Annotated in this window: 20 protein-coding genes; 16 read left to right on the forward strand and 4 right to left on the reverse strand. The window is 63.6% G+C overall.

Going from position 1 to position 24,604, the window contains the following annotated elements; genetic code table 11:
• Positions 1 to 228: 228 nt before the first annotated feature.
• From CK227_RS01120 to CK227_RS01200, 16 genes are all read left to right on the forward strand, one after another.
• Positions 229 to 516 carry a hypothetical protein gene (locus tag CK227_RS01120; RefSeq protein WP_095771134.1) on the forward strand — a complete coding sequence of 96 codons (288 nt, stop codon included), beginning with the start codon at positions 229 to 231 and terminating at the stop codon, positions 514 to 516.
• 12 nt (positions 517 to 528) lie between these two features.
• On the forward strand, positions 529 to 906 hold the full coding sequence (locus tag CK227_RS01125; protein WP_095771135.1) for a hypothetical protein: 378 nt from the start codon (positions 529 to 531) through the stop codon (positions 904 to 906).
• Between the two features lie 32 nt (positions 907 to 938).
• A complete protein-coding gene (locus CK227_RS01130) occupies positions 939 to 1,100 on the forward strand; it encodes a hypothetical protein (RefSeq protein WP_019856863.1) in 162 nt (53 codons plus the stop codon).
• 13 nt (positions 1,101 to 1,113) lie between these two features.
• Positions 1,114 to 2,511, forward strand: a complete 1,398-nt coding sequence (locus tag CK227_RS01135; RefSeq protein WP_095771136.1) for an amino acid permease — start codon at positions 1,114 to 1,116, stop codon at positions 2,509 to 2,511.
• A 45-nt stretch (positions 2,512 to 2,556) separates the two neighbouring features.
• Positions 2,557 to 3,246 (forward strand): hypothetical protein, encoded by a 690-nt coding sequence (locus CK227_RS01140; RefSeq protein WP_179296353.1) that lies wholly within the window; start codon positions 2,557 to 2,559, stop codon positions 3,244 to 3,246.
• Positions 3,243 to 3,572, forward strand: a complete 330-nt coding sequence (locus tag CK227_RS01145; RefSeq protein ID WP_095771137.1) for a hypothetical protein — start codon at positions 3,243 to 3,245, stop codon at positions 3,570 to 3,572. Before CK227_RS01140 ends, CK227_RS01145 begins: the two co-directional genes overlap by 4 nt.
• An 85-nt stretch (positions 3,573 to 3,657) precedes the next feature.
• Positions 3,658 to 4,554, forward strand: coding sequence for a glutamine amidotransferase family protein (locus tag CK227_RS01150; protein WP_095771138.1), 897 nt, complete (start codon positions 3,658 to 3,660; stop codon positions 4,552 to 4,554).
• Between the two features lie 4 nt (positions 4,555 to 4,558).
• Positions 4,559 to 5,290, forward strand: a complete 732-nt coding sequence (locus CK227_RS01155; RefSeq protein WP_095771139.1) for a GXGXG domain-containing protein — start codon at positions 4,559 to 4,561, stop codon at positions 5,288 to 5,290.
• Positions 5,291 to 5,296: 6 nt separating this feature from the next.
• Positions 5,297 to 6,625, forward strand: a complete 1,329-nt coding sequence (locus CK227_RS01160) for an FMN-binding glutamate synthase family protein (protein WP_095771140.1) — start codon at positions 5,297 to 5,299, stop codon at positions 6,623 to 6,625.
• 63 nt (positions 6,626 to 6,688) lie between these two features.
• A complete protein-coding gene (gene glnT / locus CK227_RS01165) occupies positions 6,689 to 7,996 on the forward strand; it encodes a type III glutamate--ammonia ligase (RefSeq protein ID WP_095771141.1) in 1,308 nt (435 codons plus the stop codon).
• Between the two features lie 36 nt (positions 7,997 to 8,032).
• Positions 8,033 to 9,286, forward strand: coding sequence for a sarcosine oxidase subunit beta family protein (locus CK227_RS01170; protein ID WP_095771142.1), 1,254 nt, complete (start codon positions 8,033 to 8,035; stop codon positions 9,284 to 9,286).
• A 16-nt stretch (positions 9,287 to 9,302) separates the two neighbouring features.
• Positions 9,303 to 9,578, forward strand: a complete 276-nt coding sequence (locus CK227_RS01175; RefSeq protein ID WP_095771143.1) for a sarcosine oxidase subunit delta — start codon at positions 9,303 to 9,305, stop codon at positions 9,576 to 9,578.
• Positions 9,578 to 12,559 (forward strand): sarcosine oxidase subunit alpha, encoded by a 2,982-nt coding sequence (locus tag CK227_RS01180; RefSeq protein WP_095771144.1) that lies wholly within the window; start codon positions 9,578 to 9,580, stop codon positions 12,557 to 12,559. Before CK227_RS01175 ends, CK227_RS01180 begins: the two co-directional genes overlap by 1 nt.
• Positions 12,552 to 13,178 (forward strand): sarcosine oxidase subunit gamma family protein, encoded by a 627-nt coding sequence (locus CK227_RS01185; RefSeq protein ID WP_245318039.1) that lies wholly within the window; start codon positions 12,552 to 12,554, stop codon positions 13,176 to 13,178. Before CK227_RS01180 ends, CK227_RS01185 begins: the two co-directional genes overlap by 8 nt.
• Before the next feature lie 265 nt (positions 13,179 to 13,443).
• On the forward strand, positions 13,444 to 15,813 hold the full coding sequence (locus CK227_RS01195) for an aminomethyltransferase family protein (RefSeq protein WP_095771145.1): 2,370 nt from the start codon (positions 13,444 to 13,446) through the stop codon (positions 15,811 to 15,813).
• A gap of 256 nt (positions 15,814 to 16,069) precedes the next feature.
• Positions 16,070 to 17,779 carry an APC family permease gene (locus CK227_RS01200; RefSeq protein ID WP_095771146.1) on the forward strand — a complete coding sequence of 570 codons (1,710 nt, stop codon included), beginning with the start codon at positions 16,070 to 16,072 and terminating at the stop codon, positions 17,777 to 17,779.
• A 52-nt stretch (positions 17,780 to 17,831) separates the two neighbouring features.
• Here the strand turns inward: CK227_RS01200 and CK227_RS01205 are convergent, their stop codons facing one another.
• From CK227_RS01205 to CK227_RS01220, 4 genes are all read right to left on the reverse strand, one after another.
• Positions 17,832 to 19,181 (reverse strand): LLM class flavin-dependent oxidoreductase, encoded by a 1,350-nt coding sequence (locus CK227_RS01205; RefSeq protein ID WP_095771147.1) that lies wholly within the window; start codon positions 19,179 to 19,181, stop codon positions 17,832 to 17,834.
• A 189-nt stretch (positions 19,182 to 19,370) separates the two neighbouring features.
• Positions 19,371 to 22,511 carry an efflux RND transporter permease subunit gene (locus CK227_RS01210; RefSeq protein WP_095771148.1) on the reverse strand — a complete coding sequence of 1,047 codons (3,141 nt, stop codon included), beginning with the start codon at positions 22,509 to 22,511 and terminating at the stop codon, positions 19,371 to 19,373.
• A gap of 242 nt (positions 22,512 to 22,753) precedes the next feature.
• Complete coding sequence (locus tag CK227_RS01215; RefSeq protein ID WP_095771149.1) at positions 22,754 to 23,896, reverse strand: efflux RND transporter periplasmic adaptor subunit; 1,143 nt, start codon at positions 23,894 to 23,896, stop codon at positions 22,754 to 22,756.
• 47 nt (positions 23,897 to 23,943) lie between these two features.
• Positions 23,944 to 24,549, reverse strand: coding sequence for a TetR family transcriptional regulator (locus tag CK227_RS01220; protein ID WP_095771150.1), 606 nt, complete (start codon positions 24,547 to 24,549; stop codon positions 23,944 to 23,946).
• Positions 24,550 to 24,604: the final 55 nt, after the last annotated feature.

Consider the following 24,604-nt stretch of genomic DNA (forward strand, 5'->3'; position numbering starts at 1 on the left):
TTTGGAGCGAATATTGACCGCAAACGCGGGAGAGCCGCAATCCCCTGAAAGCAAATAATTTCATTGTCAGGCAAAATTGACCGCCCCAAGCAAACAGTTAACTCAGCGTAAATTCGTCTTGACAATTGCGGTAAACGGTCTGAATTTATGAAAAAAATTTCACTCTCTTGAAAGAGAGCGACGCAAGGTGGATTCGGAACCGGGGCGTCGAAAAAAGGGGACAAACCGATGTCAGACCTGCAGCAGCGCATCGAGGCGCTGTACCGTTCCGATTTGCGCGGATCCGCGTTGCTGATCGTCTGCCTGTGGGCGACGATCCTCTTCGTCCTGTTCATGACATGGCCGTACATCCCGCACGCCGGCATCAAGGCCGTCGTCGCGATTGCCGCCGCCGCCGTGCTGATCTTCAACACGGCCGCGATCCTGGCGATGGTCAAACACTACAAGGAAGACAAGGACTTCATCTACGGCCTCGACATCAAGAACGCCGACGCATCCCGCAACCGCCAGTCCTGAGGGGTACAAGAAATGTCCCGCTATACGCCGCCGGAGCAGAGCAAGGCCGGCCAGGTTTTCGATATCGTCGTCGTGGTTGTCGCCATCTTCGTGGCGTTGTGGCTGCCGCTGAAGCTCGGCCTTGCCGGAGCCGCCAAATCCATCGACGCGCTCGATGCCAAGACCTGGGAAGCGCTTGGCCAGAACCCGACCATGGCAGCCATCTGGGAGAAGCTCGGCTACACACCCGAGACTGCGCATGACATCATCCAGAACCGCTTCCACTATGTCATCGACTGGCCGACGCTGATCATCATGGCGGCGGTGCTGATCGGTTATTTCGTCTTCCTGTTCCGAGCCTCCGACCGCGAATATCGCGACGTCATCAACGAAAAATTCAACGACAAGTAAGAGTTCCGAAGACAAGCAATCGGGGACGCACCATGTGGATTTCACTCTCTTACGCATGCTGGGGCATCTCGATCGTGCTCGCCCTGTGGATGCTCTACGACTGGTTCAAGGTCGACACGACCTATTCCGAAGACGTTCTGACCTCGTCACGCGAAGGCGAGCTTGAAGCCGTTTCCGAGAAACACCGGATTTGAGTGGGGACGAACAATGACGACGACCGTACTTGAACCGGCAATTCACGGCGACAGGGTTTCACTGCTGCGGGTGCTCGGCCCGGCCCATGTCTGGGCACTCGGCGTCGGCATCGTTCTGGTCGGTGAATTCACCGGCTGGAATTTTTCGGCCGACAAGGGCGGCGCGCTCGCCGCGCTGATCGTCTGCTGGATCGTCGGGCTGCTCTATACCTCGGTCGCCATGATCGATTCCGAAGTGACGTCGACGGTGGCGGCTGCCGGCGGCCAGTATGCGCAGGCCAAGCATATTGTCGGGCCGCTGATGGCCTTCAACGTCGCGCTGTTCCTGGTCTTCGCGTACACGATGCTGGAGGTCTCCGACGCCATCCTGCTCGGCGACACCATCGTCGCCAAGGCCGGCGTCGAAGGGCTCACCCACAATTCATTCATCGCCGCCACCATCGTCGTGCTGGCCTGGCTCAACTATCGCGGCGTGCTGATGACGCTCAACGTCAACTTCGTCATCACCGCAATTGCCTATATCTCGATCGTCATCCTGTTCTTCTCGGTCAGCCCGTGGACGCAAGGCGCGGTGCTGAAGCTCAACGAGCTGGTGACGCCGGGCAATGCGCTGCCCTATGGCTGGATCGGCGTCATCGCCGCCTTCCAGTTTGGCATCTGGTATTATCTCGGCATCGAAGGCACCACGCAGGCGGCCGAGGAAGTGCGTTCGCCGGCCCGCTCGCTGCCCTACGGCACGATGGCCGGCATGATCACGCTTTTGATCGCCGCCGCCATGACCTGGTATGTCTGCGCCTCGCTGATGCCTTGGGAATATCTCGGCATCACCTATTATCCGCTGTGGGACGCCGGCAAGCTCACCGGCAGTCCGCTGCTGGAAAACCTCTTGTTCATCGCGACGCTGCTGGCTGCGCTGGCTTCCGCCAATGGCTGCATCAACGATGCGGCGCGCGCATGGTTCTCGCTCGGCCGCGACCGTTATCTGCCGAGCTGGTTCTCGGCCGTGCACCCGAAATATCGCACGCCCTACCGCTCGATCCTGTTCCTGCTGCCGATCGCGCTCGCCTTCGCCTTCATTGCCGACCTCAACCAGGCGATCACGTTCTCGATCCTGTCGGGCGTGCTGCAATACACCTTCATGAGCATCAACATCATGATGTTCCGCAAGAAGTGGCCGCTCGGCACGATCCGCCGCGGCTACACGCATCCCTTCCATCCGCTGCCGGCGATCGTGTTGTTCTGCCTTTGCGTGGTGACCTTCTTCGCCATCTTCCTCGGGTTCGGCTCACAGCTGATCGCGATGACCATCTTCTATTTCCTGATCTCGCTGTGGTTCCATTTCTACCGTTACAAATTCGTACGGCGCGGCGACCAGTTCACCATGCCGTGGCCGAAACCGCAGGGCTATTGATGGGAGACGGCCCGCCCCGATCCTTGGCGGGCCGGACATGACAAAATGTCCGACGTGACATCAGCACTGTTCGCCGGGGCCATTGTCCTGGTTCTCGCTCTCCATCTTGCGTGGCTGGCACGGCGCAGCCGCAACAGGGCATTGGCGGCGCTCGCCGCCGACGAAGCACGCATACGCACCATTGTCGCCGACGCCGCTGATGTTTCGGACGGCACCGCCGGTGTTGTCACCTGGGAAGGGTCGTGGAACGGCCGGCGCGTTCAGTTGCGCACCATCGTCGACACGCTGGCGACACGAAAACTGCCGGCACGCTGGCTCAGCGTTTCGATCACCGAAAAGGTCGCCGTCCCAGCGACCTTCGACATGATGATGCGGCCGGGCTCGCCGACGACCTTCTCCAATTTCGACCATCTACAGCATACGCTGCCGAAGGCTCCGGGATTTCCCCTCGAGGCGGTGCTGCGGACCGACCGCCGCGGCACGCGGTTCCCGCAAGGCATCATTGCCGATCATCTGCAACCCTTTTCGGAAGGGCGCGCCAAGGAGCTGCTGATCACGCCAAACGGGGTGCGCATCGTGTGGCTGCTGGCCGAGGCCGAACGGGCGCGCTACGGCGTTTTCCGGCAGGCCGCGTTCGGTGGGGCACAGATCGATCCGGCGCTGATCGAGCGGCTGCTCACCTCGCTCTCGGCGCTGCGCGACGCCATCAACCGAAGCGAACGGCAAGCCGCATGACCGGTTCGAACACGCAGCCGGCGCCGGTGAGCCCTTATCTCGTCCTCGGCGCGTCAATCGTGCTGCCGGCGAGCGGCCATGTCATTCTGGGCGTTCCGGTGCGCGGGCTGCAGTTCCTTTTCTTCATGGTTATCCTGGCATGGGTGACCGCCAAGATCGCGCCGCCCGACGCCAGCTTCATCGGCCGTCACGCCGGCGGCTTCCTGATCTATGCGCTATCCATCCTGGACGCCTACAAGCTCGCCCGTATCCGCCATGCCACGTGGGTTCACAATGCTACGCAGGGCAGCGATAACTCGCATGGCGGCATTACGCCCCATACGTAACTAGAGGAAAATTTTTTTCATATGATTGAATTTGCGGGACTCATTCGATACATCATCTTCTAGCTACAAACGCCGGGAGGCTGACATGTGTGGAATTGTCGGACTGTTTTTGAAAGACAAGTCGCTGGAGCCGAAGCTCGGCGCGATGCTGTCGGAGATGCTGGTATCGCTCAGCGATCGCGGGCCCGACAGCGCAGGCATTGCCATCTATGGCGCGCCTTCCAGGAATGAAGCCAAGATCACCATCCAGTCGGCGAAGCCCGCGCGCGATTTTCGCGACCTCGATACCGAGCTTGCCAAGGCCATCGGTGCGCCGGTGAGCATTTCGGTCAAGTCGACGCACGCCGTCGTGCGGACGACGCCGGCCAAGATTGACGAAGCGCGCGAGGCCATCCAGGCACTTCGCCCCGACATCCGCATCATGGGCGCCGGCGACGTCGTCGAGATCTACAAGGAAGTCGGCCTGCCGGAAGCGGTGGTCGATCGCTTCGACGTCCGCAAGATGGCCGGCACGCATGGCATCGGGCACACCCGCATGGCAACGGAATCGGCGGTGACGACGATGGGCGCTCATCCCTTCTCGACCGGCGCCGACCAGTGCCTGGTGCACAACGGCTCGCTGTCGAACCACAACAATGTCCGCCGTGAGCTGATCCGCGAAGGCATGAAATTCGAGACCGAGAACGATACCGAGGTCGCCGCCGCCTATCTCTCGTCCCAGATGGCGCATGGCAAGAACCTCGGCGAAGCCCTGGAAGGCACGCTCTCGGATCTCGACGGCTTCTTCACCTTCGTCGTCGGCACCAAGAACGGTTTTGGCGTGGTGCGCGACCCGATCGCCTGCAAGCCCGCCGTCATGGCCGAAACCGACCAGTATGTCGCCTTCGGCTCGGAATATCGCGCGCTGACCAAACTGCCCGGCATAGACAATGCGAGGGTCTGGGAACCGGAACCCGCAACCGTCTATTTCTGGGAGCATTGAGTTCATGACGGCAACCAAACTTTCAAAGGCGGCGGCCCACGACCACGCCTCGCGGATCTTCGATCTCGATATGTCGTCGCTGCGCGAGCTCAACCAGGCGCTGCACAATCTGACGCCCGGTTCGAACGAAACGGCGTGGGAAGTGCTGCACCCGAAGGGCAGTCATTCGGTCGCCGTCGGCGTCGACCAGCCCGTGACCATCGATGTGCGCGGCAGCGTCGGCTATTATTGCGGCGGCATGAATTCCGGCAGCACCATCACCGTGCATGGCTCGGCCGGTCCCGGCGTCGGCGAGAATATGATGTCGGGCTCGATCATCGTGAAAGGCGATGCCAGCCAATATGCCGGCGCCACCGGCAAGGGCGGCCTGCTGGTCATCGAAGGCAATGCGTCGTCGCGCTGCGGCATCTCGATGAAAGGCATCGACATCGTCGTGCACGGCAATATCGGCCACATGTCGGCCTTCATGGCGCAGTCCGGCAATCTGGTGGTGCTGGGCGATGCCGGCGATGCGCTGGGCGATTCCATCTACGAGGCGCGGCTGTTCGTGCGCGGCAAGGTCGACAGCCTCGGCGCCGACTGCATCGCCAAGGAGATGCGGCCCGAGCATCTGGAACTGCTGCAGGGCCTGCTCGACCGCGCCGGCGTCACCGGCGTCAAGCCATCGGAGTTCAAGCGCTACGGCTCGGCGCGCACCCTCTACAATTTCAATATCGACAACGCCGACGCGTATTGAGGCAGCATGACCTATCGCAACCCGCCGACGACGCCGCGCAAATCCGCGACCTTCGACGACTATACGCTTTCCGAAATCCGCCGTGCCGCGGCCACCGGCATCTATGACATCAGGGGCGCCGGCGCCAAGCGCAAGCTGCCGCATTTCGACGACCTTTTGTTCCTCGGCGCCTCGATCTCGCGCTATCCGCTCGAAGGCTATCGCGAACGCTGCGACACCAGTGTCGTGCTCGGCTCGCGCCATGCCAAGAAGCCGATAGAGCTGAAGATCCCGATCACCATTGCCGGCATGAGCTTCGGTTCGCTCTCCGGTCCGGCCAAGGAGGCGCTCGGTCGTGGCGCGACGCTGTCGGGCACGTCGACCACGACGGGCGATGGCGGCATGACCGAGGAAGAGCGCGGCCATTCCAAGCAACTGGTCTATCAATATCTGCCGTCGCGCTACGGCATGAATTTGCGCGACCTGCGCCGTGCCGATGCCATCGAAGTCGTCGTCGGCCAGGGCGCCAAGCCGGGTGGCGGCGGCATGCTGCTTGGCCAGAAGATTTCCGACCGCGTCGCCGAGATGCGTACCCTGCCGAAAGGCATCGACCAGCGCTCCGCCTCGCGCCATCCCGACTGGACCGGCCCGGACGATCTCGAGATCAAGATCCTCGAGCTGCGCGAGATCACCGACTGGGAAAAGCCGATCTACGTCAAGGTCGGCGGCGCGCGCCCCTATTACGATACCGCGCTTGCTGTGAAGGCCGGCGCCGATGTCGTCGTCGTCGACGGCATGCAGGGCGGCACGGCCGCCACGCAGGAAGTGTTCATCGAAAATGTCGGCCAGCCGACGCTCGCCTGCATCCGGCCGGCAGTGCAGGCATTGCAGGATCTCGGCATGCACCGCAAGGTGCAGCTGATCGTCTCGGGCGGCATCCGCAATGGCGCCGATGTCGCCAAGGCGCTGGCGCTCGGCGTCGACGCGGTCTCCATCGGCACGGCGGCGCTGGTCGCGCTCGGCGACAATGATCCCCGCTGGGAGGCGGAGTATAACGAGCTCGGCACCACATCAGGCGCCTATGATGACTGGCATGAAGGCCGCGACCCTGCCGGCATCACCACACAGGACCCGGAGCTGATGAAGCGGGTCGATCCTGTGGCTGCTGGACGGCGGCTGGCCAACTATCTGAAGGTGATGACGCTGGAGGCGCAGACGATCGCCCGCGCCTGCGGCAAGAACAGCCTGCACAATCTCGAACCCGAGGACCTCGTCGCATTGACGATCGAGGCAGCCGCGATGGCCGGCGTGCCGCTCGCCGGCACCAACTGGATACCGGGGAAGAACGGCTTCTGATCAACGAAGGGCCGAAGCCCGCACGCTCTGGGGCAACGATCGACAAAAAAATGGGGAACTTCCGTGACAGCTGATCTTGCAGAATTCGCAAGGGCGAAAAACGTCAAATATTTCATGATTTCCTACACCGACCTGTTCGGTGGCCAGCGCGCCAAGCTGGTGCCGGCGCAGGCGATATCAGACATGCAGAAGGATGGCGCCGGCTTTGCCGGTTTCGCCACCTGGCTGGACCTGACGCCGGCGCATCCCGACATGCTGGCGGTGCCGGATCCAGACTCGGTCATCCAGTTGCCGTGGAAAAAGGAGGTGGCCTGGGTCGCCGCCAATTGCGTCATGGACGACAAGGAGGTCGACCAGACGCCGCGCAATACGTTGAGGCGGCTGATCGCGGAGGCCGCCGGCGACGGCATGCATGTCAAGACCGGCGTCGAGGCCGAGTTCTTCCTGATCTCGCCGGACGGCGGCGTCATCTCTGACCAATACGACACGGCCTCAAAGCCCTGCTACGACCAGCAGGCGGTGATGCGCCGCTACGACGTCATCGCGGAGATCTGCGATCACATGCTGGCGCTCGGCTGGGGGCCCTACCAGAACGACCATGAGGACGCGAACGGCCAGTTCGAGATGAACTGGGCCTTCGACGACGTGCTCGCCACCGCCGACAAGCACTCCTTCTTCAAGTTCATGGTCAGGTCGGTGGCCGAGAAGCACGGCCTGCGGGCCACCTTCATGCCGAAACCCTTCCAGGGCCTGACCGGCAATGGCTGCCATGCCCACATCTCGGTGTGGGACAAGGCGGGCAAGACCAATGTCTTCGCCGACAATTCGATGGAGCTTGGCCTGTCGGCCAAGGGCAAGAACTTCCTCGGCGGCATCATGAAGCATGCCTCCGCGCTTGCCGCGATCACCAACCCGACGGTCAATTCCTACAAGCGCATCAACGCCCCGCGCACGATTTCGGGCGCGACCTGGGCGCCGAACACGGTGACCTGGACCGGCAACAATCGCACCCACATGGTGCGCGTGCCGGGCCCCGGCCGCTTCGAACTGCGCCTGCCCGACGGTGCTGCAAACCCCTATCTCTTGCAGGCTGTGATCATTGCCGCTGGCCTCGACGGCATCCGCTCGAAGGCCGATCCCGGCAAGCGCTACGACATCGACATGTACCAGCACGGCCACACGGTGAAGGGCGCTCCGAAACTGCCGCTGAACCTGCTCGACGCACTGCGCGAGTTCGACAAGGACAAATCACTCAAGGCGGCGCTGGGTGAGGAATTCTCGTCGGCATACCTAAAGCTGAAGCACCAGGAATGGAATTCTTATGCTTCGCACTTCACGCAATGGGAGCGCGACCACACGCTGGACATATAGCCGTCCTGCCGGTGCGAGCGACCTCGGAATGAACGTATGAAATACTCGATCTTCTCGCTCGCCCGTGCCGCCCTTTCCGACCACAAGAACTGGCAGCGCACCTGGCGCGACGCCACGCCGAAGGATCGCTACGACGTGGTGATCATCGGCGGTGGCGGCCATGGCCTGGCCACCGCCTGGTTCCTCGCCAGCGAATACGGCATCAAGAACGTCGCGGTCCTGGAAAAAGGCTGGATCGGTTCGGGCAATGCCGGCCGCAACACCACCATCATCCGCTCCAATTACGGCCTGCCCGGCAACACCGGCTTCTACGAATTGTCGATGAAGCTGTGGGAGCGGATGGAGCAGGACCTCAACTACAATGCGATGGTCAGCCAGCGCGGCGTCATCAACCTCTACCATTCCGACGCGCAGCGCGACGCCTATGCGCGGCGCGGCAACACCATGCGCATCAACGGCATCGACGCCGAACTGCTCGACCTCGCTGCGGTCAAGAAGATGATGCCGTTCCTGAACTTCGACAATGCGCGCTTTCCCGTGCAAGGCGGATTGCTGCAGCGGCGCGGCGGCACGGCGCGGCACGATGCCGTGGTCTGGGGTTATGCCCATGCGGCGAGCGGGCTTGGCGTCGACATCATCCAGAATTGCGAGGTGACCGGCTTTGTCAGGGACGCCAACGGCAAGGTGACCGGTGTCGAAACTTCGCGCGGCAGGATCGGCGCCGGCAAGGTCGGCATGGCGGTCGCCGGCTCCTCGTCGCGCGTCGCTGAAATGGCGGGCCTGCGCCTGCCGATCGAAAGCCATGTGCTGCAGGCCTTCGTCTCCGAGGCGATCAAGCCGTTGATCCCCAATGTCATGACCTTCGGCGCCGGCCATTTCTATGTCAGCCAGTCGGACAAGGGCGGCCTTGTCTTCGGCGGCGACATTGACGGCTACAATTCCTACGCCCAGCGCGGCAATCTGCCTGTGATGGAGGATGTCTGCGAGGGCGGCATGGCGCTGATGCCGATGATCGGCCGCGTGCGGCTTTTGCGCCAGTGGGGCGGCATCATGGACATGTCGATGGACGGCTCGCCGATCATCGACAAGACGCCGGTCGACGGCCTCTATCTCAACGCGGGCTGGTGCTATGGCGGCTTCAAGGCGACGCCCGGCTCAGGCTTCGTCTTCGCCCACCTGCTGGCCCGCGACACGCCGCACGAGGAAGCTGCACGGTTCCGCCTCGACCGGTTCCGGACTGGCGCCATGATCGACGAAAAGGGCCAGGGCGCCCAACCGAACCTGCACTGAGGACGGCCGGAAAATCATGCGCATTGTCTGTCCCTTCTGCGGCGAACGTGAACTCGGCGAGTTCACCTATCTCGGCGACGCCAAACCGGTGCGGCCGGCGGCGGGTGCCGGTGAAGATGCTGTCTACGATTATGTTTATCTGCGCGACAACATCGCCGGCGTGATGAGCGAGAACTGGTATCACGGCGGCGGCTGCCGGGCGTGGCTGAAGGTCACCCGCAACACGCTGACGCATGAGATTTCGGCGATCGAACCGGCAGCGGGTGCCGGTGGGGCGAAGGTTGGCGCGTGATGGCCGGTGGGCAGACAAACCGGCTGAACAATGGCGGCCTCATCGACCGCTCGGCGCCGCTGAACTTCCGCTTCGACGGCAAGAGCTTTTCCGGCTTCGAGGGCGACACGCTGGCGTCGGCGCTGGTTGCCAATGGCGTCAAGCTAGTCGGGCGCTCGTTCAAGTATCATCGCCCGCGCGGCATCCTGACCGCGGGCTCGGAAGAACCCAACGCGCTGGTCGAACTGCGCACCGGTGCCCGGCGCGAGCCGAACACCAAGGCGACGACGGCCGAGCTTTACGAAGGCCTTGAGGCCGCCAGCCAGAATCGCTGGCCGTCGCTGCGCTTCGACGTGATGTCGGTGAACCAGCTCTTCTCGCCGATCTTCGTCGCCGGCTTCTACTACAAGACCTTCATGTGGCCGGCGAAATTCTGGGAAGCCATCTACGAGCCGGCGATCCGCCGCGCCGCCGGTCTTGGCCGTGCCGCCGGTGTTGCCGACCCGGACCACTACGACAAGGCCTGGGCGCATTGCGATGTGCTGATCGCCGGCTCCGGTCCGGCCGGTCTGGCGGCAGCATTGGCCGCCGGCCGCAGCGGCGCCCGCGTCATCCTGTGCGAAGAGGATTTTGCGTTCGGCGGCCGGTTGCTGTCGGATGGCGGCACGATCGACGGCCTGCCGGCCGCCGAATGGTTGTCGCGGGCGCTGGCCGAACTGGCGGCAATGCCCGATGTCCGCATCCTGACCCGCACGACGCTGTTCGGCGTCTATGACGGCGGCACCTACGGCGCGCTGGAGCGGGTCAACGACCATATGCCCTCGCCGCCCGAACATCAGGTGCGCCAGCGGATGTGGCGCATCGTGGCCAAGCGCTGTGTGGTCGCGGCCGGCGCCCTTGAGCGGCCGATCGTTTTCGCCGGCAACGACACGCCCGGCGTGATGATGGCTTCGGCGATGCGAACCTATGTCGGACGCTATGCCGCTGTTCCAGCAAAGCGCACCGCGCTGTTCACCAACAATGAGGATGGCTGGCGCACGGTCGAGACCGCGCTTGGTGCCGGGCTGCAGATCGCGGCGGTGATCGACGCGCGGCCGGACGTTTCGCCGTCACATCGATCGCTGGCCTCCAGGAATGGCTTCACGGTGCTGCACGGCTCCGTCAGCGGCGTTGACGGCGGCAAGGACGGTGTTCGGAAAATCGCAGTGTCGCTCACCGGCGGCGCGCGCGCCGAAGTCGAGGCCGACGGGCTCGCGGTTTCCGGCGGCTGGAATCCGGCGGTCGGGCTCACCTCCTATCATCGCGGCCGACCGAAATGGCGCGACGACATTGCTGCCTTCGTGCCCGACGGCGCGCCTCCCGGCATGGTCGCAGCCGGTGCGGCCAACGGCGACTTCGGACTTGGCGCCTGCCTCGCCAAAGGGTTTGCCGCCGGCGTGGCAGCGGCACATGGTGCCGGACATAGTGGCAAGGCAGGCACCGCGCCTGTTGCCAACGACGAGGCATTCTCGCTGACGCCGCTCTGGCACGTCGCCGGCAAGGGCAAGGCCTTCGTCGACTACCAGCACGATGTCACCGCCTCCGACATCGAACTGGCGCAGCGCGAGGGTTTTGAATCGGTCGAGCATCTGAAGCGTTATACGACGCTCGGCATGGCGACCGACCAGGGCAAGACGTCCAATGTCGCCGGCCTAGCCATCATGGCAGCGGTGACCGGAAAATCCATTCCAGAGACTGGCACGACCATCTACCGGCCGCCTTACGTGCCGGTCGCCATCGGCGCCTTTGCCGGCCATCATCGCGACGAGACGTTCCACGCGACGCGGCTGACGCCGTCGCATCACTGGGCCGCCGAACAGGGTGCTGTCTTCGTCGACACCGGCCTATGGAAACGCGCGCAATGGTATCCGCGCGCTGGCGAGAAGGACTGGCTGGAATCGGTGACCCGCGAGGTCAAGGCCGTGCGAAGCGGCGTCGGCTTCTGCGATGTCTCGACGCTCGGCAAGATCGACGTGCACGGTCTCGATGCCGGCGCCTTCCTCGACCGCGTTTACATCAACACCTTCTCCAACCTCGCCGTCGGCAAGGCGCGCTACGGGCTGATGCTGCGCGAGGATGGCATCGTCTATGATGACGGCACGACGTCGCGGCTGGCCGAGGACCACTATTTCCTGACCACCACGACCGCCAAGGCCGGTTTGGTGATGCAGCACCTCGAATTCTGCCGGCAGGTGCTGTTTCCCGAACTCGACGTGCAGCTGACCTCCGTCTCCGACCAGTGGGCGCAATTCTCGATCGCCGGCCCTAAAACCCGCGGCCTGCTGAAGGAGATCGTCGACCCGGCGGAGGACCTTTCCAATGAAGGTTTTCCCTTCATGGGCGCGCGGGAAGTCGCATTGCGCGGCGGCATCAAGGCAAGGCTGTTCCGCATCTCCTTCTCCGGTGAGATGGCGTTCGAGATTTCCGTGCCGGCACGCTACGGCGAGGCGATGGCGCGCAATCTGATGCTGGCCGGCGAGCCGTTCGGCGTCACGCCTTACGGCACCGAGGCGCTCGGCGTGATGCGCATCGAAAAGGGCCACGTAGCCGGACCGGAACTGAACGGTACGACGACGGCGGCCGATCTTGGCCTCGGCAAGATGACGTCGACCAAGAAAGATTTCATCGGCCGCGTCATGGCCGGCCGCGAGGCGCTTGTCGCGCCTGACCGGCAGGTCGTCGTCGGCATCAAGCCGACGGACAGAGCGCGCCGCCTGCGCTCGGGCGCGCACATCATCCCGAAGGGGCAGACGCCCGGGCCAGGCAACGACCAGGGCTATGTCACCTCGGTCTGCTTCTCGCCGACATCAGACCAGTGGATTGGGCTCGCGCTTGTCGAGCGCGGACGCGAGCGCATCGGCGAGATCGTCCATGCGCATGACCCGATACGCGGCGAGGACTATGACGTCGAGCTCTGCAATCCCGTCTTCTATGATCCAGATGGAGGGCGCCAGCGTGGCTGAGTTTTCCTGGGACGTTCGCAGTCCGCTCGATCGCGCGCTCGCGGTGGGGCGGTATGGTGCGCGTGGCGATGCCTGCGTGACGCTGACCGAGATCCGCAATTTCGACCTCGTCCAGGTGATGGCGCGGCGCGGCAAGGCGGCGGAGATGGCCAAGGCCGCGAAGGCACGCTTCGGCAGTGCGGCTCCGAAAACACCGCAGGCGGTGCAAGGCTCGGATGCCACGCTGATCTGGTCGGGACCTGATCAGTTTTTTGTCCTGTCGAAGGGCGGCAAGCACGCGATTGGGGCGCTTGGCCAAGCGTTCGCGCAATCGGCTTCGCTCTCCGACCAGTCGCATGCCCGTGTGCTGATCAGCGTTTCTGGCGTCAAGGCGCGGGCGATGTTGGCCAAGCTGTCGTCGATCGATCTGCATTCGGGTGTGTTCGCCGTCGGCGCGGCGGCGGCCACGTCGATGGATCACACCAGCGTCACGCTCTGGCGTGGGAATGACCTGGCGGATGGGCTGGCGGTGTTCAACATTCTGGTGTTCGCGACCTTCGCCGAGAGCCTTTGGCACACGATGCTGGACTCGGCTGCGGAGTACGGCCTGGCGATCGCGCATTCAGAGCAACTGGCGTAGCCCTTGCGCGCTTTTCCCTTCTTCCCTTGCGGGAGAAGGTGGCCTCGCGAAGCGAGGTCGGATGAGGGGTGCTCCAGCTTGGCACCGGCGGCACTCCGTCACCCACCCCTCAACCGTCTCGGCGCTGCGCGCCGATCCACCTTCTCCCACAAGGGGAGAAGGAAGAAGGGGTGGTCTGCCTTGCCAAACGCAACCGCGCTGCTATTCTTGCTGCTAAAATAATTTCACACACAGGCAAACTTGTTTCTCGAACCGCAAGGCTGAGATGAGCCAGTCGCCCTACCCAACAGTCACAGCCGGACCGCCGCGCCCGAGCCTCATCCTGAGGCCCGGTCAGATCGCGCTGCCGCCAGGCATGGAGCGCCACACGATCCAAGGCAACGGGGCTTTGCTGATCGAGGTCGAGGCCGGCGATATCATCACCGTACGCAATGTCGAAGGCGGCCAGGCCTGCGAAGTTCTGGCCTGGGACACCACAGGCACCACCGATCCCGGCATCTTCGGCGAAAAATCCAACAGCAATGCCGCCGGCATCAAGGCGCTCCTCGCCGAGGGCGATGACAGTCTCGCGTCCCTACGCCGCGGGCTGGCGCGCCGGCAAGTGGTGCTCGATCAGGCAAAGGCGCTGCGCGTGTTCGGCAGCACAACGCCCGCCGGGACCGAACAGGCTTTCACCGTCACGCGCGACGGCTCGATGGTCATCGCCGCGCCCGGCGGACCGATGCTGGTCGACAGCCATGACACGGCGACGCCGCTCACCGTCATCGTGCGCCGCGCCACGATCCGCCTGAAAACAAAATCGCAGGTGGCCGATCCCCTCGCCGATCCGGTGCTTGACCTGCGCGTCCATTCAGCAACGGCGGAATCCTATTTCGTCAAGGCCGGCGACTATCTGCAGATCATCGATGTCGACGGCCGGCAATGCACCGACTTCCAGTGCTTTTCGGCGCGCAAGCTGGACAAGGGCCTCGACCATCCTCTCGACGTGACGACGACGCGCACGCTGATGGGGTCGAGTTATCCGATGCCTGGCCTGCATTCCAAATATTACGACCAGGACATGGAGCCGCTGGTCGAGGTGGTGCAGGACACATGCGGCCGGCATGATGCCTTCGCGCTGGCCTGTGCTGCGAAATATTACGACGACATCGGCTATCCCGGCCACACCAACTGCTCGGAGAATTTCAATGGCGCCCTGGCCGGCAAGGGCATCAATCCCCGCACCGGGTGGATGGCGATCAACTTCTTCTTCAACACCGCCATCGACGCGCATGGCGTGATGGTGTCCGACGAACCATGGTCGCGGCCGGGCGACTATGTGCTGCTCAGGGCGCTGACCGACATCGTCTGCGTCTCCTCCGCCTGCCCCGACGACACGACGCCGGCCAATGGCTGGGATCTCACCGACATCCATGTGCGGACCTATTCCGGCCAGCACAAATTCTCGCGAGCGATCGCCAGACGCATGACGCCCGATTCGGAACCGAAAATGACCCGCGAGACCTCCTTCCATTCGTCCTTTGCCAAGCACACCCGCAATTTCTCGGAATACAGGGGCTACTGGCTGGCCAACTCCTTCGCCAAGGAGGGGCCTATCGCCGAGTACTGGGCCTGCCGGCAGGACGCCGTGATCATGGACCTGTCGCCGCTCAGAAAATTCGAGGTCACCGGCCCGGATTCCGAAGCGCTGCTGCAATACACGCTGACCCGCGACGTGAAAAAACTCGGCGTCGGCCAGGTCGTCTACTCCGCCATGTGCTACGAGCATGGCGGCATGATCGACGACGGCACGCTGCTGCGGCTCGGCAAGGATAATTTCCGCTGGGTCGGCGGCGACGATCTGTCCGGCGAATGGCTGCGAGAGACCGCCAAGAAGCTTGGGCTTAATGTCCTGGTGCGCTCCTCCACGGACCAGATGCACAATGTCGCCGTACAGGGCCCAAAAAGCCGCGATATCCTCAGAGAAGTGATCTGGACTTCGCCGCTGCAGCCTTCGCTCGACGAGCTCGAATGGTTCCGCTTCGCGGTCGCCCGCATCGGCGGCGGCAACGGCATTCCGGTCGTCGTCTCGCGCACCGGCTATACCGGTGAGCTCGGCTATGAGATCTGGTGCCATCCGCGCGACGCCGAAAAAGTGTTCGACGCCATCTGGGAAGCCGGCCAGCCGCATGGGCTGAAGCCGATGGGCCTGCAAGCGCTCGACATGGTGCGCATCGAGGCCGGGCTGATCTTCGCGGGCTACGAATTCTCCGACCAGACCGATCCGTTCGAGGCCGGCATCGGCTTCACCGTGCCGCTGAAAAGCAAGACCGACGATTTCATCGGCCGCGAGGCGCTGATCCGCCGCAAAGAGAACCCGCAGAACAAACTGGTCGGGCTCGACATCGACAGCAATGTCGCGGTCGGCCATGGCGATTGCGTGCATGTCGGCCGCGCCCAGATCGGCGTCGTCACCTCGGGCATGCGGTCGCCGGTGCTTGGCAAGAACATCGCGCTGGCCAAGCTCGACGTCACCCACGCGGCTGTTGGTACCGAGGTCGAGATCGGCAAGCTCGACGGCCACGCCAAACGGCTGCCGGCGCGTGTCGTCGCCTTCGCCCATTACGATCCGCAGAAGACCCGGCCGCGCTCCTGATTGCTGCCCTCCGGACAGGCAAAACCGCGCGCGTCAGAGGTGCCGCGAGACGTATCGCCGCCTGCGCGCGCAAGCGTGATGTGCACGGAGTCACAAAACGCTTGACGTGAAAGCGCGCTGGATCAATCTTCACTCCTAAGAAAAAAATACGACTGAGTGGAAACACCGGAGTCGTCAGGTCATGTGCCGGGGAGCAAGCTTCGCAAAGCCGAGGCATCGCTGGCGGGGAACACGAGAAAAAGGGGAAGTCACTGACATGAGCACCATAAGCACGGCCCTCGAGCAGCCTGCCGAAAGCAAGCTGCTCAGGCATATCGACTGGCGCGGCGCCTTCTGGGTGGCGAGCGGCGTTCCGGCACTGGTCCTGTTTTCGATCGGCGGCATCGCCGGCACGACCGGGACGCTGGCCTTCCTGATCTGGACGGTGTCCATGATCATGGGCTTCCTGCAATCCTTCACCTATGCCGAGATCGCCGGCCTGTTCCCAAACAAGTCTGGCGGCGCTTCTATCTACGGCGCCACCGCCTGGCTGCGCTATTCCAAGTTCATCGCGCCGCTGTCGGTGTGGTGCAACTGGTTCGCCTGGTCGCCGGTGCTGTCTCTCGGCTGCTCGATCGCCGCCGCCTATATCCTCAACGCGCTGGCGCCGGTGCCGCTGTTCACCGAGACCTCGCCTGATGTCGTCGCCTATATAGCGGCGCATGCCGGAACGGCGCCCGCGGACGCCATCACGGCGGTGACCGCGGCCGCGACACCGGCGATCCGCAACTGGACGCTGTACAGCCACACGCTGGGTCCGGTCTCCTTCACGCTCAACGCCACCTTCTTCATCGGCGCGGTGCTGATGCTGATCATCTTCTCGATCCAGCATCGCGGCATCCTCGGCACGGCCAATGTGCAGAAATATATTGGCCTGCTGGTCATCATCCCGATGCTGATCGTCGGCGTCGTGCCGATCTTCACCGGACAGATCAACTGGGCCAATTTCTCGCCGCTGGTGCCGCTGGCGGCCGCCTATGCGCCGGACCCGGGCGCCTGGAACATCGCCGGCTGGACGCTGGTGCTCGGTGGCATGTTCATCGCCGCCTGGTCGACCTACGGTTTTGAAACCGCCGTCTGCTACACCTCCGAGTTCAAGAACCCCGGCACCGACACGTTCAAGGCCATCTTCTATTCCGGCCTGCTCTGCATGCTTCTGTTCATCCTGGTGCCCTTCACCTTCCAGGGTGTGCTGGGCTTGAACGGCATGCTGGCGACACCGATCGTCGACGGCTCGGGTGTGGCGGATGCGCTGGCCGGCATGGTCGGCGGCGGCAAGATTATCCACAGCCTGCTGGTGATGCTGATGATCCTGGCGCTGGTGCTGTGCATCATGACGGCGATGGCCGGCTCCTCGCGCACACTCTACCAGGGCTCGGTCGACGGCTGGCTGCCGCGCTATCTCAGCCACGTCAACGAACATGGCGCGCCGACGCGCGCGATGTGGACCGACCTCTGCTTCAACCTGATCGTGCTGGCCATCGCCTCGGCCGACGCGACGAGCTTCTTCTTCATCCTCGCCGTGTCGAATTGCGGCTACATCATCTTCAACTTCCTCAACCTCAATGCCGGCTGGATCCATCGCATCGACAACGGCCATATCGCGCGGCCGTGGAAAGCGCCGACCTGGCTTCTCGGGATCGGGGCGATCTTCGCCTATGTCAACGCGATCTTCATGGGCGCCGGCGCCAAGGTATGGAACCCGATGGCGCTGTGGGCCGGGCTGATCACCGCGGCACTGATTATCCCGGTGTTCTGCTACCGCCACTACATCCAGGACAAGGGCAAATTCCCCGACCACATGCTGGCCGATCTCGGCATGACGGGAGCTGACCTCGCGGTTAAGAAAGCGGGCATGCTGCCCTATCTGACGCTGATCGCCGGTGTGGCGGTGATGCTGATCGCAAACTGGGTATTCGTCATCTGACAGGCCGACTTATGAAGCATCGGGCGCGCTTCGGCGCGCCCGATGCTTTTCGTCAACCGGCCTTGCGGATCGTCGTCTTCTCGAAGAACCGGTTGGGCGGCCGCTTCAGGCCGAGATTCTCGCGCAGCGTGGAGCCCTCATACTGCCGCCTGAAGATGCCGCGCCGCTGCAGCTCGGGCACCACCTTCTCGACGAAATCGTCGAGCCCGGCGGGCAGATAGGGAAACATGATGTTGAAGCCGTCCGATCCCTCGGTGATCAGCCATTCCTCCATCTCGTCGGCAATGGTTTGCGGCGTGCCGACGAAGGCGAGCCCGGAATAACCGCCCAGCCGCTGGGCAAGCTGGCGAATGGTCAGGTTTTCGTTCCGGGCAAGCTCGATGACGCGCTCGCGGCTGCTCTTCGAGGCATTGGTCTCGGGTATGTCCGGCAGCGTTGCATCGGGATCAAAGGCCGACGCGTCATGCCCAAGCGCGATCGACAGTGAGGCAATGCCGCTCTCGTAATAGACCAGGCTGTCGAGCTTCGCCCGCTTGGCCCGCGCATCCTCGACGCTGTCGCCGACGATGACGAATGCGCCAGGCAGGATCTTGATGTCGTCGCGGGAGCGGCCGAACTTCTGTGCCCTGCCCTTGACGTCGGCAAAAAAGCGCTGCCCGGCGGCAAGATCGCCATGGGCGGCGAAAATCACCTCGGCCGTCTCGGCGGCCAGTTGCCGCCCGGCTTCCGAGGCGCCGGCCTGGACGATGACCGGCCAGCCCTGCACCGGCCGCGCAATGTTGAGCGGGCCACGCACGGAGAGGTGTTCGCTCTTATGGTCCAGCACGTGCAATTTGGCGGGATCGAAATAGAGCCCGCTTTCGGCGTCGCGGATGAAGGCGTCGTCGGCAAAACTGTCCCACAGGCCGGTCACGACATCGTAGAATTCCCGCGCCCGGTGATAGCGCTCGTCATGCTCGACATGTTCGTCCAGCCCGAAGTTGAGCGCCGCATCGGGGTTGGACGTGGTGACGATGTTCCAGCCGGCGCGTCCGCCGCTGATATGGTCGAGCGACGCGAAGCGCCTAGCAATGTGATAGGGCGTGTCGAAGGTCGTCGACGCAGTGGCGACCAGCCCGATGTGATCGGTGACGGCGGCCAGCGCCGACAACAGCGTGAACGGCTCGAACGAGGTCACGGTGTGGCTGCGGCGCAGCGCCTCGATCGGCATGTTGAGCACGGCCAGATGGTCGGCCATGAAGAAGGCGTCGAACTTCGCCGCCTCCAGCGTCTGGGCGAAGCGCTTCAGATGCGCGAAGTTGAAATTGGCGTCAGGATAGGCGCCGGGATAGCGCCAGGCGCCGGTGTGCAAGCTGACCGGGCGCATGAAGGCGCCAAGCCGCAATTGCCGTTTTTCTGCCATGGGAAGACATCCTGATGAGGACGAGCGTTGCCGCTCCGGTGTCGCTCAACATGGAACCGCATTGCGGCCCTGGGAAGGAATTCTGTTTTGCAAAATCGGCAGCGGGGAGCATTTTCATCGGTGCGACGGACCAGCCGTCACACCGCATCATCCGCCATAGCTGACGGCGGATGATGCGATGAAACCTCCTTATTCCGCGGCCAGGGCCAGTTGCGGCCGCTCGGTCGCCAACTCTGGCTCGGGCGCCTGCTCATTGTTCACCACCTTCTTCGGCTCGCGGCCAAAGAACAGGGCGTAGCCAGCCGGCAGCACCAGGATGGTCAGCACGGTGGCAACCACGATGCCGCCCATCATGGCGTAGGCGAGCGGCCCCCAGAACACGGCGCGCGAGATCGGGATGAGCGCCAGCACCGCCGTCATCGCCGTCAGCACGATCGGCCGGAAACGACGCACGGCCGAGCCGATGATGGCCTCCGAACGTTCCATGCCTCTGGCGATGTCCTGGTCGATCTGGTCGACCAGGATGATCGAGTTGCGCATGATGATGCCGAGCAGCGCGATGACGCCGAGAATGGCGACGAAGCCGAACGGCGCGCCGCTGATCAAAAGCGCGGCGGCAGCCCCGATGATGCCGAGCGGACCGGTGGCCAGCACCAGCATCGCCTTGCCGAAGTTCTGCAGCTGGATCATCAGGAGCACGACGATGATGGCCAGCATGACCGGCGCCTTGGCGGCGATCGACGCCTGGCTTTCGGCCGAATCCTCGGCACCGCCCTGGATCTCGATCTTGTAGCCGGGCGCCAGGCCGTCGCGCAGGCCCTGCATGTCCTTGTACATCTTGGTGACGACGTCGTTGGACTGCACGCCATCGGGAAGCGTTGCACGCACGCTGATCGTCGGCAGGCGGTCGCGGCGCCACTCGATGCCTTGCTCCAGCACCGGCACCACCTTGGCCACCTGCGACAGCGGCACGAAACCGCCGAAATCGGTCGGGATGTAGACCGAATCGACCGAGGACAGCAGGCTGCGGCTGGCATCCGGCTCGCGGGCAACGATGGAGACCGTCTCCTCGCCGTCGCGGAAGTCGTCGAGCGGCGCACCGGCCATGGTCGCCTGCAGCATCTGGCGGATGCGCTGCGAGGTAACGCCGAGCGCCCGGGCACGATCCTGGTCGATGACCAGCTTCATTGCCGGCACCGGCTCGAGCCAATCGTCATGCACCGCGCCCAGCAGCGGATCCTCGCGGAATTTCGCCTTCACCTGGTCGGCGATGCGGCGCACCTCCTGGCGATCGGGACCCATGACGCGCATCTGCACCGGCCAGCCGGTCGGCGGTCCGAGGAACAGGCGATCGACCTTGGCGCGGATCGAGGGGAAATCCTCGGCCAGAACCGTGCGCAGCTTGACGATCAGCCGCTCGCGCGCAGGCTCGTCATTGGCCATGACAAGCATCTGGGCGAAGTTCGGGTTGCGCAGCTGCTGGTCGAGCGGCAGGAAGAAGCGCGGCGCGCCCTCGCCGATATAGGTGGCGATGAAGCGCTTGTCCTTGTCGTCCATCATCTTGGCTTCCAGCGCCTTGGCCTGCGTCTCGACCTCCTTGATGCTGGTGCCTTCCGGCAGCCAGAGGTCGACGAGGATTTCCGGCCGCGACGATTGCGGGAAGAAGTTCTGCGGGATGAACTGGAACGCCCACAGGCTGGTGCCGAAAGTCACCAGCGTCATGACGAGAACGATGATGCGGTGGCGCACGGCCCAGCCGACGGTAGAGCGCAGCCGGCGGTAGAAGCGCGTGTCGAAGACATCGTGATGGCTGCCGGCATGCTTGCGCTGCTTGAGGATCATGTTGCCGAGCCACGGCGTGAAATAGACCGCGACGAACCACGAGACGATCAGCGCGATGCCGACGACATAAAACAGCGTGCGCACATATTCGCCAGCCGTGGAAGCGGCGAAGCCGACCGGGATGAAGCCGGCGGTGGTGATGAGCGTGCCGGTCAGCATCGGGAAAGCGGTCGACGTATAGGCGAAGCTAGCCGCCTCGATCTTGACCAGCCCCTCCTCAAGCTTGCGCTCCATCATCTCGACGACGATCATGGCGTCGTCGACGAGCAGGCCGAGCGCGATGATCAGGGCGCCCAGCGAAATGCGCTGCAGGTCGATGCCGAGCTCGTACATGATGGCGAAGGTAGCGGCCAGAACCAGCGGGATGGCGATGGCGACGACCAGCCCTGAACGCCAGCCGATCGACAGGAACGAGACGACAAGCACGATCAGCAGCGCCTCGCCGAGCGCATGCATGAATTCGGCCACTGCATCGGTGACGACGCCCGGCTGGTCGGAAATCTGGTCGACCGACACGCCATAAGGCAGCGCTTCTTCAAAGCGCTTGTAGGTCGCCTCGACGTCCTTGCCGACATCGGTGACCTTGAAACCCTTCGCCATGACGACACCAAGCTGCACGCTGTCATGACCGTTGAAGCGGTATTTGCGCTGGAAGGGATCCTCGAGCCCGGAGGTCACGGTGGCGATGTCGCCGAGACGGGTTACCTGCCCACCGGCACGCAGGCGCAATTCCCTGATGTCGGCGGCCTTGGTGACGTCGCCTTCGACGGAGATGCGCACCGAATTGACGCCGGTGTCGACGGCACCGGCCGGATCGACATTGTTCTGGCCCTTGATGGCGTTCTGCAGGTCGGTCAGCGTCAGGCCGCGCTCGGCCAGCGCCTTGGACGAGACATCGATATAGAGCTTTTCCGGCTGGTCGCCGATGATGACGGCCTTCTCGACGCCTGGCGTGGTCAACAGCATGTCGCGCGCCTGGATGGCGAACTTCTTCAACTCTGGATAGGAGAAGCCGTCACCGCTGATCGAATGCAGGGTGATGAAGGTGTCGCCGAACTCGTCGTTGAAATAGGGGCCGAGCAGGCCTTGCGGCAGGTCGCCGGAAATGTCGCCGACCTTCTTGCGCACCTGATAGAAGGCGTCCGTCACCTCGGCGGCGTTGGTGTCGCCCTTGATCTGCACGGTGATGATGGCGCTGCCGGCGCGCGTGAAGGAGCGCACGAAGTCGAGATGCGGCGTTTCCTGCAGCTTGCGCTCGATCTTGTTGACGACCTGGTCCTCCATCTCCTGGATAGAGGAACCCGGCCAGATCGCCTGGACGACCATCACCCGGAAGGTGAAATCGGGGTCTTCCTTCTGGCCCATGCGCATCAGGCCGAGCGCACCGGCGATGATGATCAGCCCGAACAGGAAGCGCGCGATGGAGGGATGACCGATGGCCCAGCGCGACAGGTTGAAGGGCCGCTTTTCTTCAGTGGAGGTCGTCATCGTTGCAGGTCCACTTTGCTTGTTTGCCGGCGCCTGGCGCTTCGAAGAAGCAGGGCGCGCGAAACGAAATCATCCGTGTTCGATCTGGCTTCCGGGCGGCGAGGCTTTCCGAGCGGAGAGACACTCATCGCGGTGGGACGCTAGGTCGATGCGGGGGTACATCGGCCGTGACGTCTCAACCTTCGGGCGCACGCCGCCCGGAAACCTGCGGCCGCGGCAACGCGCGGCCGACCTATCTGTCCTCAGCGCAGCCGGCTGGCGTCGTCGCCCTCGGCGGACGCGGATTGCTGCGCCACGCCGCCGGCGAGCTTGACCTTCAGATTCTCGGTCATGAACTGGGTGCCGGCGGCGACCACGACATCGCCGGGTTTCAATCCTTCGGCCACACGCACGCCATCGGCGGCGAACTTGGCAACCTTCACCGGACGGGCATGAACGGTGTCGGCGTCACGATCGACGGTCCAGACGATCGACTGGCTGTCTTTCTCCGCCAAGGCGCTCAAGGGGATCGAAACCAGCTGCTTTTCGTTGGCGGCCGAGGCCTCGATATTGGCGGTCATGCCGAGAAGCACACGTGGATCATTGGGCAGGCTGACACGGACGGCGAAAGTGCGCGACTGTGGATCTGCGCTGCCGGCAACCTCGCGGACCTTGCCGTCGAGCGCCAGCGCGCTGTCGGACCAGAACCCGGCCTTGACCGACTTGCCGGGCTTGAACTCGGCGATCTCCATTTCCGGCACCGCGATCAGAACTTCCTTTTCGCCGTCGACCGCGACAGTGACCACAGGCGTGCCGGAGCCGACCACCTGGCCGACATCGGCGTTGACAGCCGTGACGATGCCGTCCCTGTCGGCCTTGAGGTCGGTATAGCCGACCTGGTTCTTGGCCTGGTCAAGCGAGGAACGGGCGGAGTCGCGCGTGGCGACCGCCTGGTCATGGGTCAGCGTCGCCTGTTCGAGCTGCGATTTCGGCGCGAAGTTTTTGGCGAAAAGCTGCTCGGCGCGCTTGCGCGCAAGCTCTGTCGTCTCGACCTGCCGTTCGGCGGCATCGAGCGCTGCCTGCGCGCTCTTGACCGACAGATCGTAGTCGGTGGGATCGATGCGGGCGAGCACATCGCCCGGCACCACATGCTGGCCGATGTCGACCAGACGTTCGGTGATCTTGCCGTTGACGCGGAAAGCCAGGGCGCTTTCGGTGCGGGCCCGCACCGACCCCGAATAGGAGAGCGTGCGGGAGTCATGCGCCTGGGCGATCTCGACGACCTTGACCGGGCGGATGATCTCCTTGACCTCGGCCTTCTCCTGGCTGCAGCCGGCAAGCGCGAGCGCCGCGACTACCAGGCCCGCGACCGGCAACCCGCGGATGATGGAATTGGACAAAGACATAGTAATACTCCCGACTGGAGGCGGACTGCCGACACCGGCGCCGGCGGCTATTTCAAGGCTCTGATGGCGTAGTCGATAAGTTCGTCGGGCATTGCCCGGTTGGTCTTGGCAAGGCACTGCGCCACCATCTGCGGGTGGCAAAGGATGATTGTAGCGGCGCCGAAGCAGCGTGACGCGGTCACCGGGTCCTGCTTGGCGAACTCGCCGGCCTCGATACCCTCGCGGATCACTTCCGCGAAGAGATCGTGGATGCTGTCGACGTGCTTGTCGATGACGCCCCAATCGCGCTCAAGCGCGACGATGACCATCTCATGGACCTTCTGCGCATCGAGCATGGTCTCCAGCGTCATCTTGTACTGGGCGTGAATGTAGCGCCGCAGCCGCTCCTCGGCGCCGATCGGCAGGTGCATGATCTCGTAAGCCATCTTGTAGCTGGCGCCGAGCATCCGGCCGCACACCGCCTGGTGGATTTCGACCTTGGAGGCAAAGAAACGGTAGATGTTGGCCGGCGACATGCCGAGCTCGCGGGCAATGTCGGCTACATTGGTCTTGCCGTAGCCATAGTGCCGGAACAGGCGCTCGGCGCAGTCGAGAATGCGGGTCACATTCTCCTGTCTGGCGGTATCGACCATGATGTTGGCGGCTTCGGACATGGTTCTTTCGTTTGACAAGTGACGAATTTCAATTTTCGTCAGTCGTAAATTGAAG

The organism is Mesorhizobium sp. WSM4308, assembly GCF_002294905.1.
Lineage (GTDB): Bacteria > Pseudomonadota > Alphaproteobacteria > Rhizobiales > Rhizobiaceae > Mesorhizobium.